Genomic DNA, 12,581 nt, shown 5'->3' with positions numbered 1-12,581 from the left:
CGGCGCGTGCGCGCGAATCTATCCTCTCCGCGTCTGGGAGAGACGAGTATGCTGCATTGGTTCGTTTGGTTCGTGGTTGGCGCGATGGCGACGTTTCTCGCCGTGCTCGGTCTCGTTACCGCCATCACGCACGAGAAATGATCACATCCCATTGCGGCGGCGGAGCTCCGCCAGCAGCGCCGCATCGAACATTTCTGGCGGCGCTTGGTTCAACGCCTGGATGAATTCGGTCATATCCGAACGTCGATGCGCTTGTTCGAAACTCGCGCCCGGCAGAATGCCGCGCTCGTAGAGATATTCGTCCGAGCGTCCTGTGAGAATGAACGCCGGCGCCCAATCGAAACCGGCGGCTTTCGCGAGTTCGTTCGTGCAGTTCGAGAAGATCGTATTGTAATAACGCGGCGTACGTTCGAGCGCGTCTGTGCGCTCGATCAAACGCGTAAGCAGAACAAGCTTCTGTTCGTCGCTGATCGCAACCGGATACACGAACACTTCATGATCGAGCATCACGGCGCGTCGCGTCAGGAAGTCGCGGGCGGTGCCCCACACATAGGCCAGCTCAAACGCGTTGAAGATGCCGACCAGCGCATCATAATCCTCGTTGACTTCGCGGCGCGCTTCGATGGTGAGGCCGACGATGCGGTCGTCGCTGAATTCGAATAGCAACAACGTGTGCGCCGCGAGCGTCGAGCCCGGCTGCGGCTCCAAGACGAACCAAACATTGCGCAAGTCCGCCACGTCGAACGACGCATCGAAATAGCGTTCCTCGGCGACCTCCGCGCCCAAATAACGCCAATCGCTTACAGGAGAGACAGAGAACGCGCCTTGGTTCAGCTCGATGCTCACATCACGGCCAAGATACGGATACCAATTGCGGTCGGCGCGCGCCGGGCCGCTGATCGCGGCGGCCGAGCCCAACACCAGAATGGCGACGATCGAGACCAAAGCCGGGCGCAACGGATGCGCGCCAAACCATGCAAACAAAGCCTTCAAAACGCCCTCCGCCGCACTCGCTTTAGTTTATGCCGCAGCTTTCGTTAAGCGCGGCTATATTGTTCGCGCCCGCGAGAAGCCCATCTTCTGTGGCGGGGCCGCAGCTCAAGTGCTATCTCGCGGCCAAGCAAACATTTAGGAGACCCAACATGGCGCTGCGTATCGGCGACAAAGCCCCGGATTTCGAAGCGGAAACCACTAAGGGCCGGATCAAATTCCACGAATGGCTGGGCGACAGCTACGGCATTCTCTTCTCGCACCCGAAAGATTTCACACCGGTCTGCACGACAGAGCTCGGCTATCTGGCCAAGCTCGCGCCGGAGTTTGAAAAGCGTAACGTGAAGATCATCGGCCTCTCCGTTGATCCGGTCGAGAACCACGAGCGTTGGCGCGGCGACATCAAAGAAGTCACCGGCGGCGACGTGCAATACCCGATGATTGGCGACAGCGATCTCAACGTCGCGAAGCTCTATGACATGCTGCCGGCGGATACGGGCGGCACCTCCGAAGGCCGCACTGCGGCGACGAACGCGACGGTGCGCACGGTGTTCATCATCGGCCCGGACAAGCTGATCAAGGCGATGCTGATCTATCCGATGTCGTCGGGCCGCAATTTCGATGAAGTGCTGCGTCTCGTTGAATCGATCCAACTCACGGCCAACCACAAAGTGGCGACGCCGGTGAATTGGAAGAACGGCGAAGACGTCATCATCGTGCCGGCCGTATCGGACGACGAAGCCAAGACGCGCTTTCCGAATGGCTGGACGACGGTGAAGCCGTATCTGCGCGTCGTGCCGCAACCGAAGTAAATTCGAGGGCCGGCTTCACGCCGGCCCTCTTCACTTATCCCAGCACGTCGCCCGCGCTCTTATTCCGCGCAAAGTATGCGCGCGCATACGAGCAGAACGGTGTGATCTTGCGGCCGTTGGCGCGGGCGTCTTCGACGATGCCGTCCATCAGCTTCGCCGCGTAGCCACGCCCCTGCGCTTCGGGCGCGGTTTCGACGTGGAGAATTTGGCGGGTCCCTTGCGCGTCGCGGTAATCCGCGAACGAATTGCCCTCGGGCGCGTCGAGTTCGTAGCGGTGGTGGTCGGCATTGTCGCGAACTTGGCTCATGCTCATGACATAGGTTTCGGTTGCCACAACTCAATCTTGCGGCCTTCCAAATCCATGATGTGCGCGAACTTGCCGTTGGCCTCGTTCGGGAACAGCTTCACCGGCTCGACGCCTTCGGCCTTGGCGCGCGCGAGCACCGCGTCGAGGTCATCGACCATCAGATTGAACATGAATTCCTTGTCCGAGGGCGCGAAATAATCGTTGTCGTGCTTGAACGAACTAAACACGGTGGCAGCACCTGGATGCGCGGCGGCGGTTTGCGGCAGGAAGAGCGCCCCGCCCCAATCCGAGAATTCCATGCCGAGCACGCGGCCGTACCATTCGCGCACCGCATCACCGTCACGCGATTTGAAGAACACGCCGCCGACACCCAACACCTTTGCCATTGCCTCGCCTCCGGCTAAGTCGATGCGGTGAATTATCGCCATGCCTTCCACGTCGGCAACCACGCTGACGTCCTTAAGCACGCCGCCCTGCTCTTCTGCCTCGATGCGCTGAAGCGCAAGCCGACGCCGTTTGCGGTGTTGGACACGCACGCTGGACGCGGCCTCTACGATCTCGCGGCGGAAGAAGCCGAGCGCAGCCCGGAATGGCGCGATGGCGTCGGTCGGCTCTGGGATTGGCCCGATCCGCCGCCGCTGATCGCGCGCTATCTCGATGCGATCCGCAGCTTCAACGCGGACGGCGCGCTGCGCATCTATCCAGGCTCGCCGGCGCTCATCACCACCGCGCTGCGGCCGGACGATGCATTGGCGGCGTGCGAACTCCATCCCGAGGAATACGCGGCGCTGCGCCGCTCCCTGCCGCGCGTAGCGAACGTGCGGCTGCATGCGCGCGATGGTTATGAAGCGCTGGGCGCGCTGCTGCCGCCGACGCAGAAGCGCGGCCTGGTTGTAATTGATCCGCCCTATGAGCAGCCGGATGAGCTCGCCACCTCGGCGCAAACGATTACACGCGCGCTGAAACGCTTCGGTCACGGCTCGTATCTCTGGTGGCGGCCGATGAAGAGCGAAAGCGCGCTCAATGCAGCCGACGCGGAAATCCATACGCACGGCGCCCGTGAAACGCTCCGCGCCGATCTTTGGACCTCGGCCGTGACGCCCGAGGGCAAGCTCGTCGGCTCCAGCATCTTCTTGATCAACCCGCCCTACGGTTTGGAAGAAGCCCTGCGCGAAGCTCTGCCCTTCCTGGCCGATGCGCTGACCAAGGGCAAAAGCGGTTGGCGCCTCGTCACAAGTTAAAGGGCGCGGATCGCTCCGCGCCCTTTCCCCCTTGCCACGAGTGTCTCTACTTAGTTCAGGAGACGATCATCGCAGCTTGGTTGAGGGTGGCCATGGCAACCGGGACGAACACGGCGGCGGCGGCGATCAGGCTGTAGAACTTCGTCATCGGCGTGCTCCCAAAATTTGCTTTTCCGCGATCGCGTCTTGCGATGAGTGGAAGCTAACCGCGATCGCGCCGGGGCTCTGTGCCTTTGGTCACGCTGGACGAAGCAGGCCGGCTTCGGGCAGGCTCCGCCTCCATGAACGCCACCGAAATCTTGGAATACCTGCAACAGCCGCACATCGCCGTGCCGATCGTTCTGGCGACGATGGCGGGCTTGTTCTTGGCCGGGCGGCGGTGGACGGCGCTTTATGTCGGCCTGATGCCGCTGATCAATTGGTCGTTCGCGGCGGTGCCAACCTTCCCCATTCCGGAATATCTCGGCGGCGGCGCCTTTCAGCCGCTCGCGATCGTGACGGGCCTCGTTCTGGTCGTCCGCGATTTCACCCAGCGCGAGATCAAGCATTGGGTCTGGGGCGCGATGATCGTGGGCCTCGCGCTCTCGACGCTCACCTCCTGGATCACCATCGTGGTGGCGAGCGGTGCGGCGTTTCTCATCAGCGAAAGCGTCGATTGGGCGGTTTACACCTTCTCCAAGCGCCCGCTTTCCCAGCGGATCATGATCTCCAGCCTGGCCTCGGCGCCGCTCGATCAGGTGGTCTTTATCTGGCTCGCTTCGTTCGTCGTGCCCGACATTTTCGCCTGGGGCACGGTGCTGACCGGCATCGCCTCAAAGCTCTTGGGCGCCTGGGTGGTGTCTCAGATTGTTGCAGCGCAAGAGCGCAAAACCGCAGCAAACGAGATGAATCCGGCGTAAACCCGCACTTTGCCGCTTGCTTAGGTTCGGGCCCTCCAGCATAAGCTGAGTACGTGAAAAGCCGGAAGAGCCCGGCGAAGGTGCGAAGTTCCGCAGCGTGCGGCAAGTTTTCTTTCCCCCAACAAAGCTGAAATTCGCGGTACCGTGCGGACGCCCTTGCGTGCGCGCGACCGTTGGCGTGCGCCACGGTCTCTAATCAGGAAAAAGTGGAAATGAGTTTCGACGACGATTTTGGCGACGACAACGACAACGATCGCAAGAAAGACAAGCGCGGCGGCCGCGGTCGTGAACGTGACGCGACGCCGGAATTTGGTGGTGAAAGCGGCGGCGGCGGCGGTGGTTACGGCGGCGGCGGTGGCGGCGGCTATCGCGGCGGCGGTGACCGTGGCGGCGGTGGTGGCGGCTACGGCGGCGGCGGGTATCGCGGCGGCGGTGGCGGCTTCGGCGGCGGTGGTGGTGATCGCGGCGGCGGCGGCGGATATCGCGGCGGCGGTGGCGGCGGCTACGGCGGCGGCGGTGATCGTGGCGGCGGTGGCGGCTATCGCGGCGGCGGCGGCGGTGGTTACGGCGGCGGCGGCGGTGGCGGCGGCTATCGTGGCGGTGGCGGCGGCGGCGGTTTCCGCAGCGGCCCGCGTGAAGGCGGCGGCGGCTTCGGCGGCGGCGATCGCCCCCCGCGTCAGCCCCTGGGTGATCCGCAGGATGGCGTCGTGAAATTCTTCAATGGCGCGCGCGGCTTCGGCTTCATCACGCCGGACGGCGGCGGCGCGGACGTGTTCGTCCACGTGAGTGCTGTCGAACGCGCTGGCCTGACGGAGCTCGTCGAAGGCCAGAAGGTCAACTTCCAGACCCTGCCTGACACGAAGGGCAAAGGTCCAAAGGCCGTGAACCTGAAGATCAACGACTGATCTTTGCGTTGAGCGCAAAATTAAAGGCCCGCCGGAAACGGCGGGCCTTTTTCATTTCTCGTCCGACATTGGCGGCGCTCGTCTGAAGACCCCGCACTCGGATCATTGCAGCGGCATGAAGATCTCGATGCGCGTCTGGCCGCCTTCGGGCGTGGCTTGTTGATGCACAACTTCCCACGGCAAGCCGTTTTCGCGCAGCGGCACGCGATGCGCTTGGAGATACGCGTTCATCTGCAGATAGGCGGTGCGGACTTGCGTGCGCGAGCCTTCGACCAACACATGCATCGCCTCGCCTGACGGCGTTTGGCCAAGCTGCACGCCCACCACGGTGAGCGGCGTCGGGCCCGAGAACGGATAGCCCACGCGGAAGCTCATGCGCCCGCTATTGGCGTCAAAATCCGTGACAACCCGCACCAAAGGCCCAGCTTGCGTCAGATTGTATTCGGTCATGAAGCGGCGAACTTGATCGAGGCCGATGGCTTCGGCGCGATCGATTTCGGCTTGATCCGAGGTCGAGGTCTCCACCGTCGAATAGACGAACGATTGCGGCTCAACCGTATCGAACATCGGATTGAGGCCTTCGAAATCGACGTTCGGCAATTGCTCGGCCAGCGTCTTCAAACGCGCCAAGCCGTTGTCGAGCTCAGTCTGCACCATGCCCCGCATGACGAGGTTCATGTAGCGGCACGGCACGTTGATCCAGGTATCGGCGCATTGCGCCGTCACGCGCCATTGCACGTGCGTGCCGGTTTCGACGCGGCGCAATTCTTGGCGTGAGTTGAGCGTCGCGCGTTCACCGATCTCGATGATGGCTTCGACCTCTTCGTTCTCCGAGGAATTGACGATCGACATGCGCCCGGCGCCGACTTCGCGCACATTGCTCGACCAGCGCATAGACTGGCCCGAGCCCGGTTCGCCGGAGAAGCTGTAGTCGGCGTCCGGATCGCGCGCGTAGAAGGGCGACCATTCTTTCGCGATGCGCAGATCATTGATCATCGCGAACACCGCGGCGCGCGGGCGCTCGACCGTGGTTTCACGCACGACTTCGAGATTGTTGGGCAACAGGAAGCGGCCGACGCCGTAGAGCGCCCCCGTGATCAAAGCGATCACCAAAACAAACCAGAGAAACCACCTCATGCGCCGCCTTCCCCTTCGCGGAAGCGAAACGCCTTATCATTGGTGGAACCGGCCCGCCACGCGCGACCTTGCACGCTTGCAAACGCGCGCTCAGTATCGCGCCAAGCGCGAACCTTTACCAAGTTTTTGAGCGCCATCAGCCAACCCGGATAGCGCCCCCCCAGAGCCGGAGGGTTACCACGATGCAACGCGATGGGTGAACCCACCACAGCATGTGCACAACGCGAACTCAGCCGCGTGTGGCGTCCCAGACATCAAATTCGTAGGCGATGCAGCGTTCCATCATCTCGCGCCACACCGGCTCGGCGATGGCCCAGGAGAGCCCGTATTTCTCGGCTTCGGCCTTCACATTGGCCAGAACCTGATTGATCCGCGCCTCGTCACGCACCACCGAACGGCTCGGCTTGATGCGGGCGGCGGCGTCCATATAGCCCTGACGGCGCGCAATCAGCGCCACCAGCATGCGGTCGATCTCGTCCACGCCAGCGCGGACATCGAGCATGGTTTTGCAATCGAGCGGGTCGAGCGCTGCGAAATCGCCCTCGGCCTTCAGTTTGTCGTGTCGGACATCATCCATAATTTGTCTCTTGGGCCGATCAGCAATGGTCGTCCAGGGGGCGCGGGGCCGCAGGGTTAGGAGCGCCGGAACTTGCCTTTTGAGGGGTCAAAGACATCGCCGACGACCCGCAATTCAGCCTTGCCGATGCCGCGAAACACGACCGGAATGCGGATCGAAGAGCCAGTCTTTACGTCAGGCGGCGGGCCGTCTGCGTAACTAATGTGAATGTCCGAGCGCAGGTCGCGCGCCCAAAACCGCGCCAGCGCCAAAGTACGCCGACGCGCCTCCGCAACATCCTGCTGCGACGCGCCAGCCAAACGCATGGCCGCATCTGGGGCCAGCACCACAATCACTTTGATCATATCGAAATCTTCCGAGCCCCCGCCCCGTTGATTGAACATCAGCGTGCTGTCGGGCTTCCCCCAGACATGACGCGGGCGGCGACGGCGCATGTCTCGGCGGCGCAGGCGTAAAGCCAAAGCCGCACGAAATGGCGCCCGGATTGGGTGGGCGTGATCTGAACGAACGGCGTGTCGTCACGCGCGGTGTGTCGCGTGATCCACGCGCCGTCCGCGCCATACGCTTCCATATCGAGATCGGCGCAGGCATCGTCGCACGCGCCGTAGATGCGATAATTCACGCCCTGGTTCAGATAGATCGACCAGAGATGCGGCTGGTCGAGCCGCATCGGCGTTTCCAAATCTGGAATGGTTTGGTCGCGCGCATAGCCCGCGGCGGCATGGACAGCCATGCCATGTTCGAGATACCCCCGCACCCGCATGTCCTGGGCTAGCGCATTCGGCGCTCCCCATGCGGCCACGGCGAGCCCGGCGCTAAGCGCCCGTTCCCACCTAAGCATTGCGCCTCCCCTGGACCGGTTCTCGTTCTGGGCGAGATTTCCACAAGGCGTACCCCCGTAGGGCGATATGATCAACGACCATCAATCCCCATTTGTGATGGTCTAGATTGCAGACTTGGAATGAGCGGCGCCGACAAACCCACCCTGCCCGAACTTGAGGGCCTGCCCGGCGAGGACGCGCCGCCCCCCGAGCTGAAAGGCATCGAGGCGATCCGCGATGCGTGGAAGCGCATGCCGGCCAAGCCCGGCGTCTATCGCATGCTCGGCGCTGACGGCGAGGTGCTTTACGTCGGCAAAGCCAAGAGCCTGAAGAACCGCGTCTCGATGTACGCGCAGGGCCGCGGCCACACCAACGCGATCTATCGCATGATCCATCAGACGGCGTCGATGGAAATCATCGTCACCGCGACTGAAACCGAAGCGCTGCTGCTCGAAACCAATATGATCAAGCGGCTGAAGCCGCGCTACAACGTGCTGATGCGGGATGACAAAAGCTTCCCGTACATCGCCATCCGCACCGATCACGATTTCGCGGCGCTGCAAAAGCATCGCGGCGCCAAGAGCTTCAAAGGCAAATTCTACGGCCCGTTCGCCAGCGCCGGCGCCGTCAACCGCACGCTCAACACGTTGCAGAAAGCCTTCCTGCTGCGCTCATGTTCGGACTCTACCTTCACCGGCCGCACGCGGCCCTGCATGTTGTTTCAGATCAAGCGGTGCTCAGCGCCGTGCGTCGGGCTCGTGAACGAACAAGAATACGCCGCGCTGGTGAAGGACAGCGTCGATTTCCTCGAAGGCCGCTCGGTCGAACTCCAGGATCGCCTGGCGGTCGAGATGCGCGAGTCCGCCGACAAGCTTGAGTTCGAACACGCCGCGCGCCTGCGCAATCGCATTCGCGCGCTGGCCAGCGTGCGGGCTTCGCAAGGCATCAACCCGTCCACGTTCGATGAAGCCGATGTGTTCGCGCTGCACAATGAAGGCGGCCAATCCTGCATTCAGGTGTTCTTCTTCCGCGCCGGCCAAAACTGGGGCAATCGCGCGTACTTCCCGCGCCACAATGTCGAAGAAGCGCCGGCGGAAATTCTCTCCGCCTTCCTTGCGCAATTCTACGACGACCGCGAACCGCCAAAGCTCGTGCTCACCAATATCGAACCCACCGATCGCGAATTGCTGGAAGAAGCGCTCTGCATCCGCGCCGAGTGCAAGGTCGAAATCCGCAAGCCGGAGCGCGGCGAGAAGCGCGAGATCGTGGAAGCCGCTTTGCTCAACGCGCGCGAAGCGCTGGGCCGACGTATGGCCGAAACCGGCAGCGTCGCGAAATTGCTGGACGGCGTGCAAGAAGTGTTCGCCTTAGCGCAGCGCCCTGAACGCATCGAGGTGTACGACAACTCGCACATCCAAGGCACGAACGCGCTGGGCGCCATGATTGTCGCGGGGCCCGAAGGCTTCATCAAGAACCAGTACCGCAAGTTCAACATGAAGACCGCCGAGTTCAACGGCGACGATTTCGCGATGATGAAAGCCATGATCCGACGGAGGTTCGCGCGGATGCTGGCGGAGCGCGAAGACGACGAAACGCCTCCCCCGCAAGCGGGGGAGGTGGCGAGCGTCCGCGAGCCGGAGGAGGAAAGTCCGCATGAAGACAGCGCCGCTTCGCCGCCTCAGTGGCTTCGCGACAACTCCCCCGTAAACGGGGGAGCATCGGAAGGCGGCGGCAAAATCGCAGATGGCGGCGTTGATTTCTCCAAGGAGCGCGATTTCGAAGCCAGCGACACCAAGTTTGCCGCCTGGCCGGATCTCGTGCTGATCGACGGCGGCGAAGGCCAGCTCAACGCCGCACTCGAAGCGCTCGAAGAGCTCGGCCTCAAAAACAAAATCCGCATCGCGGGCATCGCCAAGGGTGTTGACCGCGATGCAGGCCGCGAGCGCTTCTTCATTCCGGGGCGCGCGCCCTTCCGGCTCGACGAGAAAAGCCCCGTCCTCTACTATCTGCAGCGGTTGCGTGACGAAGCGCACCGCTTCGCCATCGGCGCCCATCGCGGCAAACGCAGCGCCGGCATCGCGAAGAATCCGCTCGACGAAATCGGCGGCATCGGCCCTGCGCGCAAACGCGCGCTGCTCGATCGCTTCGGTTCAGCGCGCGGCGTGTCGCGGGCGGGCTTGGCGGAATTGGAAGGCGTCGAAGGCGTCAACAAAGAACTGGCGAAGCGCATCTATGACTTCTTCCACGACAACAAACGCTAGTGCGGACGGCCGGCTTCCAGCCGGCACACGCTGCTTGCACATGTACAAGCGCCGCCTTGCTGAAACACAATTGCCGGCTGGAAGCCGGCGGTCCGAAGGTTGAACGACGTGAAAAACCTTCCAACCATGCTCACTGCGTTCCGCATCGTCGCAGCGCCCCTGCTCGCGGGCGCGGTGCTCTACGCATCGACGCTGCTTTACGATGCTCCCCATCGCGCGGGTTTCATCTACGCGCTGATCTTCGTCTTCTTTGTGATCGCCGCCCTCACCGATTGGCTCGACGGCTATCTCGCGCGCAAGCTCGACGCGGTGACGCCGCTGGGCGCCGCCCTCGATCACGCCGCCGACAAAGTGCTGATCACGTGCATGCTGGTCGCGCTCGCCTTCGCGGCGCTGCCGATTGGCTTGGTCGCCGCTGCGGTGCTGATCCTTGGCCGCGACGTCGCCGTGGCCGGCTTGCGCGAAGGCATCTCCGCGCAAGGCAAATCGCTGCCCGTCAGCCAGCTCGGCAAATGGAAAGCCGCCGCCGAGATGGCGGGCGTCGGCGCGTTCCTGGCGTTTCAGACCGCTGCGCTTTTGCAGGCGGACGCCGGCATCGTTGATGGTCTGGATTGGGCCGCGCGCGTGCTGATCTGGGCGGCGGCGGCGTTGGCGCTATTGAGCGGCGCGCAATATCTGGGCGCGCTCTTGAAGCGCAATTAGTCGACGCGACCGAACTCGATCACGTTCAGCACGATGATGGCCGCGATGAAGGCCAGGATCGCGATCATGGCGGGGTTGGTGAACATCAAAAAGAAGTCGAGCATCGGCTTCGCCCACAAAATCAGAGTCACGCCCGCATAACTGATCCGCCCTGGCAGGGCCAGAGCAGGGTTGACGCACGCAATTATTCAACCTATTGGTTGAATATGTCCGCAGCCGCAGCCCTCGACGACACGATGTTGGCCCTAGCCGACCCGACCCGGCGCGCGATCCTCAGCCGGTTGGCCGCCGGCGAAGCCCGCGTCACCGATCTCGCCGCGCCGTTCGCGATGTCGCTTAACGCCGTCTCCAAGCACATCCGCATCCTGGAGCGCGCCACTTTGGTGCGCCGGCGCCGATCCGGTCGCGAGCACGTTCTTTCGCTGAACCCCGCCCCGCTCGACGAAGCCGCCGCCTGGATCGCGCAGCAACGCGCCTTCTGGAACACCAGGCTCGACGCGCTCGAGCGCGCGCTGGCCGAACACAAGGATTAGGAGCTCATCATGGAATTCGGTCGCGCCACGGCGCCTGACACCTTCGTCCTCGAACGCACGCTCAAAGCGCCGATCGCGCGCGTGTGGTCATATTTCGTCGACGGCGACAAACGCAGCCGCTGGTTCACAGGCGGCGATACGCTGAGCGCTAACGGCCAAGCCTTCAGCATCCTCTTCGCACACCGCAACATCACCAGCGAAAAGCCGCCCGAACGCTGGGCGCAGATGGAGAGCGGCGAATTTCCGATGACCGGCCGCGTGCTCGCGTTCGATCCCCCGCGCTTGCTCGCGATCACATGGGGCGATGGCGAGCAGCATGTTTCAGAGGTGCGCTTCGAGTTCACCGCGAAGGGTGAGGAAACGCACCTGAAGCTCACCCACACGAAGATCGACACGGAAGCGTCGCTGCGCGATTTCGCCGGCGGCTGGACGGCGCATCTGGAAACGCTGGCGAGCGTGCTCGCGGGCAAGCCGGCCAATCATTTCTGGGCTGACGTCGTCGCCGCGCACGAAGCGTATGAGACGCGCCTATGAGCGAGGCGCCAAGCATCCGCGTCGAACGCACAATCCAAGCAACGGCAGAGCGCGTGTTCGACGCCTGGCTCGATCCAGTTTGGATCGGCCGCTTCATGTTCGGCCCACATCTGCGCGACGAGCAGATCGTCAGCCTCAGCAATCAGGCGTATGTGGGCGGCGGGTTCAATTACCGCGTCACGCGCCAAGGCGTAGAGATCAATCACACCGGCACGTATCGCGAAATCGATCGCCCGCGTCGGCTGGTCTTCACCTGGGGCGTCGATGCCGAGCAAGGCGATCTCAGCGTCGTGACGATCGAGCTCACGCCGCAAGGCGAAAGCTGCGCGCTGGTGCTGACGCATCGCCTGCACCCCGATTGGGCGGAGTACGCGGAGCGCACGCAACAAGGTTGGACGAAGATCATCGGCGATCTGGTGAGTGCGTTAGCCTAGGCCGGTTGCACCAAGCTCAGCAGATTCAAATCCGGATCGTGAAACCACGCGACCTTCGCGCCATCCGGGGCGGACCAAATCCCCTTCGCGTCCTGCACAAAGAACGGATAGCGCGCGAACACGACGCCCTTCGCGGTGAGCCCATCGACGGTCGCTTCGATGTTGTCGACGGTGAAGCCCAGCACAGCGTAGGCCGGCGGCGTCACCGCGGGCACGCGCGAGATGCGGATGCTGCCGTTCTTGCCCTCGAACACAAGCGCGAAGCCGTCATCATTGACGAATTTGAGCCCGAGCACGTCACCGTAAAACGCCTTCGCGGCGTCGGGCTTCAGCGTACCGATCAACGGCGTGAATGATGCTGCAGCAAGCATGGGCGCCTCCTCTGAGGCGCAACCCTAGCCCCAAAACAAAACCGCCGGCCAGTGGCC

The 12,581-nt window shown here is 63.0% G+C and carries 18 protein-coding genes; 9 read left to right on the top strand and 9 right to left on the bottom strand.

The features are described from left to right. Positions 1-141: 141 nt before the first annotated feature. Positions 142-993, bottom strand: coding sequence for a lipoprotein N-acyltransferase Lnb domain-containing protein (locus EPJ54_RS13555; RefSeq protein ID WP_135212277.1), 852 nt, complete (start codon positions 991-993; stop codon positions 142-144). 149 nt (positions 994-1,142) lie between these two features. Here EPJ54_RS13555 and EPJ54_RS13550 point away from each other — a divergent pair, with 149 nt between their 5' ends. Further along, positions 1,143-1,802 carry a peroxiredoxin gene (locus EPJ54_RS13550; protein WP_135212276.1) on the top strand — a complete coding sequence of 220 codons (660 nt, stop codon included), beginning with the start codon at positions 1,143-1,145 and terminating at the stop codon, positions 1,800-1,802. Between the two features lie 34 nt (positions 1,803-1,836). Here the strand turns inward: EPJ54_RS13550 and EPJ54_RS13545 are convergent, their stop codons facing one another. After that, the gene (locus EPJ54_RS13545; RefSeq protein WP_135212275.1) at positions 1,837-2,109 is read right to left on the bottom strand and encodes a GNAT family N-acetyltransferase; all 273 of its coding nucleotides are present in this window, start codon (positions 2,107-2,109) and stop codon (positions 1,837-1,839) included. 2 nt (positions 2,110-2,111) lie between these two features. Continuing rightward, on the bottom strand, positions 2,112-2,495 hold the full coding sequence (locus EPJ54_RS13540) for a VOC family protein (protein ID WP_135212274.1): 384 nt from the start codon (positions 2,493-2,495) through the stop codon (positions 2,112-2,114). A 27-nt stretch (positions 2,496-2,522) separates the two neighbouring features. Between EPJ54_RS13540 and EPJ54_RS13535 the strand changes: the two genes are divergently transcribed. From EPJ54_RS13535 to EPJ54_RS20440, 3 genes are all read left to right on the top strand, one after another. Further along, positions 2,523-3,350, top strand: coding sequence for a 23S rRNA (adenine(2030)-N(6))-methyltransferase RlmJ (locus tag EPJ54_RS13535; protein ID WP_135212273.1), 828 nt, complete (start codon positions 2,523-2,525; stop codon positions 3,348-3,350). Between the two features lie 281 nt (positions 3,351-3,631). Then, complete coding sequence (locus EPJ54_RS13530) at positions 3,632-4,249, top strand: VUT family protein (RefSeq protein ID WP_239590929.1); 618 nt, start codon at positions 3,632-3,634, stop codon at positions 4,247-4,249. 212 nt (positions 4,250-4,461) lie between these two features. Further along, positions 4,462-5,154: a cold-shock protein gene (locus EPJ54_RS20440; protein WP_167755725.1), complete on the top strand. Its 693-nt coding sequence runs from the start codon at positions 4,462-4,464 to the stop codon at positions 5,152-5,154. A gap of 102 nt (positions 5,155-5,256) precedes the next feature. Here the strand turns inward: EPJ54_RS20440 and EPJ54_RS13515 are convergent, their stop codons facing one another. From EPJ54_RS13515 to EPJ54_RS13500, 4 genes are all read right to left on the bottom strand, one after another. Then, positions 5,257-6,291, bottom strand: a complete 1,035-nt coding sequence (locus tag EPJ54_RS13515) for an SRPBCC family protein (RefSeq protein WP_135212272.1) — start codon at positions 6,289-6,291, stop codon at positions 5,257-5,259. 229 nt (positions 6,292-6,520) lie between these two features. After that, a complete protein-coding gene (locus EPJ54_RS13510) occupies positions 6,521-6,868 on the bottom strand; it encodes a chorismate mutase (RefSeq protein ID WP_135212271.1) in 348 nt (115 codons plus the stop codon). A gap of 56 nt (positions 6,869-6,924) precedes the next feature. Then, a complete protein-coding gene (locus tag EPJ54_RS13505; protein WP_135212270.1) occupies positions 6,925-7,212 on the bottom strand; it encodes a hypothetical protein in 288 nt (95 codons plus the stop codon). A gap of 38 nt (positions 7,213-7,250) precedes the next feature. Then, the gene (locus tag EPJ54_RS13500) at positions 7,251-7,601 is read right to left on the bottom strand and encodes a hypothetical protein (RefSeq protein ID WP_167755724.1); all 351 of its coding nucleotides are present in this window, start codon (positions 7,599-7,601) and stop codon (positions 7,251-7,253) included. 228 nt (positions 7,602-7,829) lie between these two features. Between EPJ54_RS13500 and uvrC the strand changes: the two genes are divergently transcribed. Together uvrC and pgsA are read left to right on the top strand one after the other, a co-directional pair. After that, complete coding sequence (gene uvrC, locus EPJ54_RS13495) at positions 7,830-9,950, top strand: excinuclease ABC subunit UvrC (protein ID WP_135212268.1); 2,121 nt, start codon at positions 7,830-7,832, stop codon at positions 9,948-9,950. A 108-nt stretch (positions 9,951-10,058) separates the two neighbouring features. Next, positions 10,059-10,652 carry a CDP-diacylglycerol--glycerol-3-phosphate 3-phosphatidyltransferase gene (pgsA, locus tag EPJ54_RS13490; protein WP_135212267.1) on the top strand — a complete coding sequence of 198 codons (594 nt, stop codon included), beginning with the start codon at positions 10,059-10,061 and terminating at the stop codon, positions 10,650-10,652. Here the strand turns inward: pgsA and EPJ54_RS20240 are convergent. Beyond that, the gene (locus EPJ54_RS20240) at positions 10,649-10,783 is read right to left on the bottom strand and encodes a hypothetical protein (RefSeq protein ID WP_275574757.1); all 135 of its coding nucleotides are present in this window, start codon (positions 10,781-10,783) and stop codon (positions 10,649-10,651) included. The genes pgsA and EPJ54_RS20240 overlap by 4 nt on opposite strands. A 75-nt stretch (positions 10,784-10,858) precedes the next feature. On the opposite strand from EPJ54_RS20240, the gene EPJ54_RS13485 reads away from it, so the two are divergent. From EPJ54_RS13485 to EPJ54_RS13475, 3 genes are read left to right on the top strand one after another with little or no spacing between them, the layout of a single operon-like run. After that, positions 10,859-11,185 carry an ArsR/SmtB family transcription factor gene (locus EPJ54_RS13485; RefSeq protein ID WP_135212266.1) on the top strand — a complete coding sequence of 109 codons (327 nt, stop codon included), beginning with the start codon at positions 10,859-10,861 and terminating at the stop codon, positions 11,183-11,185. Between the two features lie 9 nt (positions 11,186-11,194). Next, positions 11,195-11,719, top strand: a complete 525-nt coding sequence (locus tag EPJ54_RS13480; protein WP_135212265.1) for an SRPBCC family protein — start codon at positions 11,195-11,197, stop codon at positions 11,717-11,719. Next, on the top strand, positions 11,716-12,153 hold the full coding sequence (locus tag EPJ54_RS13475; protein ID WP_135212264.1) for an SRPBCC family protein: 438 nt from the start codon (positions 11,716-11,718) through the stop codon (positions 12,151-12,153). The genes EPJ54_RS13480 and EPJ54_RS13475 overlap by 4 nt, the downstream gene beginning before the upstream one ends. Here EPJ54_RS13475 and EPJ54_RS13470 read toward each other — a convergent pair. Further along, entirely contained in the window at positions 12,150-12,524 is a 375-nt protein-coding gene (locus EPJ54_RS13470; protein WP_135212263.1) for a VOC family protein, read from the bottom strand. The genes EPJ54_RS13475 and EPJ54_RS13470 overlap by 4 nt on opposite strands. Positions 12,525-12,581: the final 57 nt, after the last annotated feature.

The organism is Vitreimonas flagellata (genome assembly GCF_004634425.1).
Classification (GTDB): Bacteria; Pseudomonadota; Alphaproteobacteria; order Caulobacterales; family Aquidulcibacteraceae; genus Vitreimonas; species Vitreimonas flagellata.
Note: the sequence above shows the minus strand (reverse complement) of the source record. Positions and strands in the feature narration are given on the sequence as shown.

Excerpts from the sequence above, each read along its gene's own strand:
- EPJ54_RS13475 (WP_135212264.1), top strand. The coding sequence starts at position 11,716 with ATGAGCGAGGCGCCAAGCATCCGCGTCGAACGCACAATCCAAGCAACG.
- EPJ54_RS13485 (WP_135212266.1), top strand. The coding sequence starts at position 10,859 with ATGTCCGCAGCCGCAGCCCTCGACGACACGATGTTGGCCCTAGCCGAC.
- EPJ54_RS13470 (WP_135212263.1), bottom strand. The coding sequence starts at position 12,524 with ATGCTTGCTGCAGCATCATTCACGCCGTTGATCGGTACGCTGAAGCCC.
- EPJ54_RS13540 (WP_135212274.1), bottom strand. The coding sequence starts at position 2,495 with ATGGCAAAGGTGTTGGGTGTCGGCGGCGTGTTCTTCAAATCGCGTGAC.
- EPJ54_RS13545 (WP_135212275.1), bottom strand. The coding sequence starts at position 2,109 with ATGAGCCAAGTTCGCGACAATGCCGACCACCACCGCTACGAACTCGAC.
- EPJ54_RS13500 (WP_167755724.1), bottom strand. The coding sequence starts at position 7,601 with ATGGCTGTCCATGCCGCCGCGGGCTATGCGCGCGACCAAACCATTCCA.
- EPJ54_RS13530 (WP_239590929.1), top strand. The coding sequence starts at position 3,632 with ATGAACGCCACCGAAATCTTGGAATACCTGCAACAGCCGCACATCGCC.
- EPJ54_RS13505 (WP_135212270.1), bottom strand. The coding sequence starts at position 7,212 with ATGATCAAAGTGATTGTGGTGCTGGCCCCAGATGCGGCCATGCGTTTG.
- EPJ54_RS13510 (WP_135212271.1), bottom strand. The coding sequence starts at position 6,868 with ATGGATGATGTCCGACACGACAAACTGAAGGCCGAGGGCGATTTCGCA.
- EPJ54_RS13550 (WP_135212276.1), top strand. The coding sequence starts at position 1,143 with ATGGCGCTGCGTATCGGCGACAAAGCCCCGGATTTCGAAGCGGAAACC.
- EPJ54_RS13480 (WP_135212265.1), top strand. The coding sequence starts at position 11,195 with ATGGAATTCGGTCGCGCCACGGCGCCTGACACCTTCGTCCTCGAACGC.
- EPJ54_RS20440 (WP_167755725.1), top strand. The coding sequence starts at position 4,462 with ATGAGTTTCGACGACGATTTTGGCGACGACAACGACAACGATCGCAAG.
- uvrC (WP_135212268.1), top strand. The coding sequence starts at position 7,830 with ATGAGCGGCGCCGACAAACCCACCCTGCCCGAACTTGAGGGCCTGCCC.
- EPJ54_RS13515 (WP_135212272.1), bottom strand. The coding sequence starts at position 6,291 with ATGAGGTGGTTTCTCTGGTTTGTTTTGGTGATCGCTTTGATCACGGGG.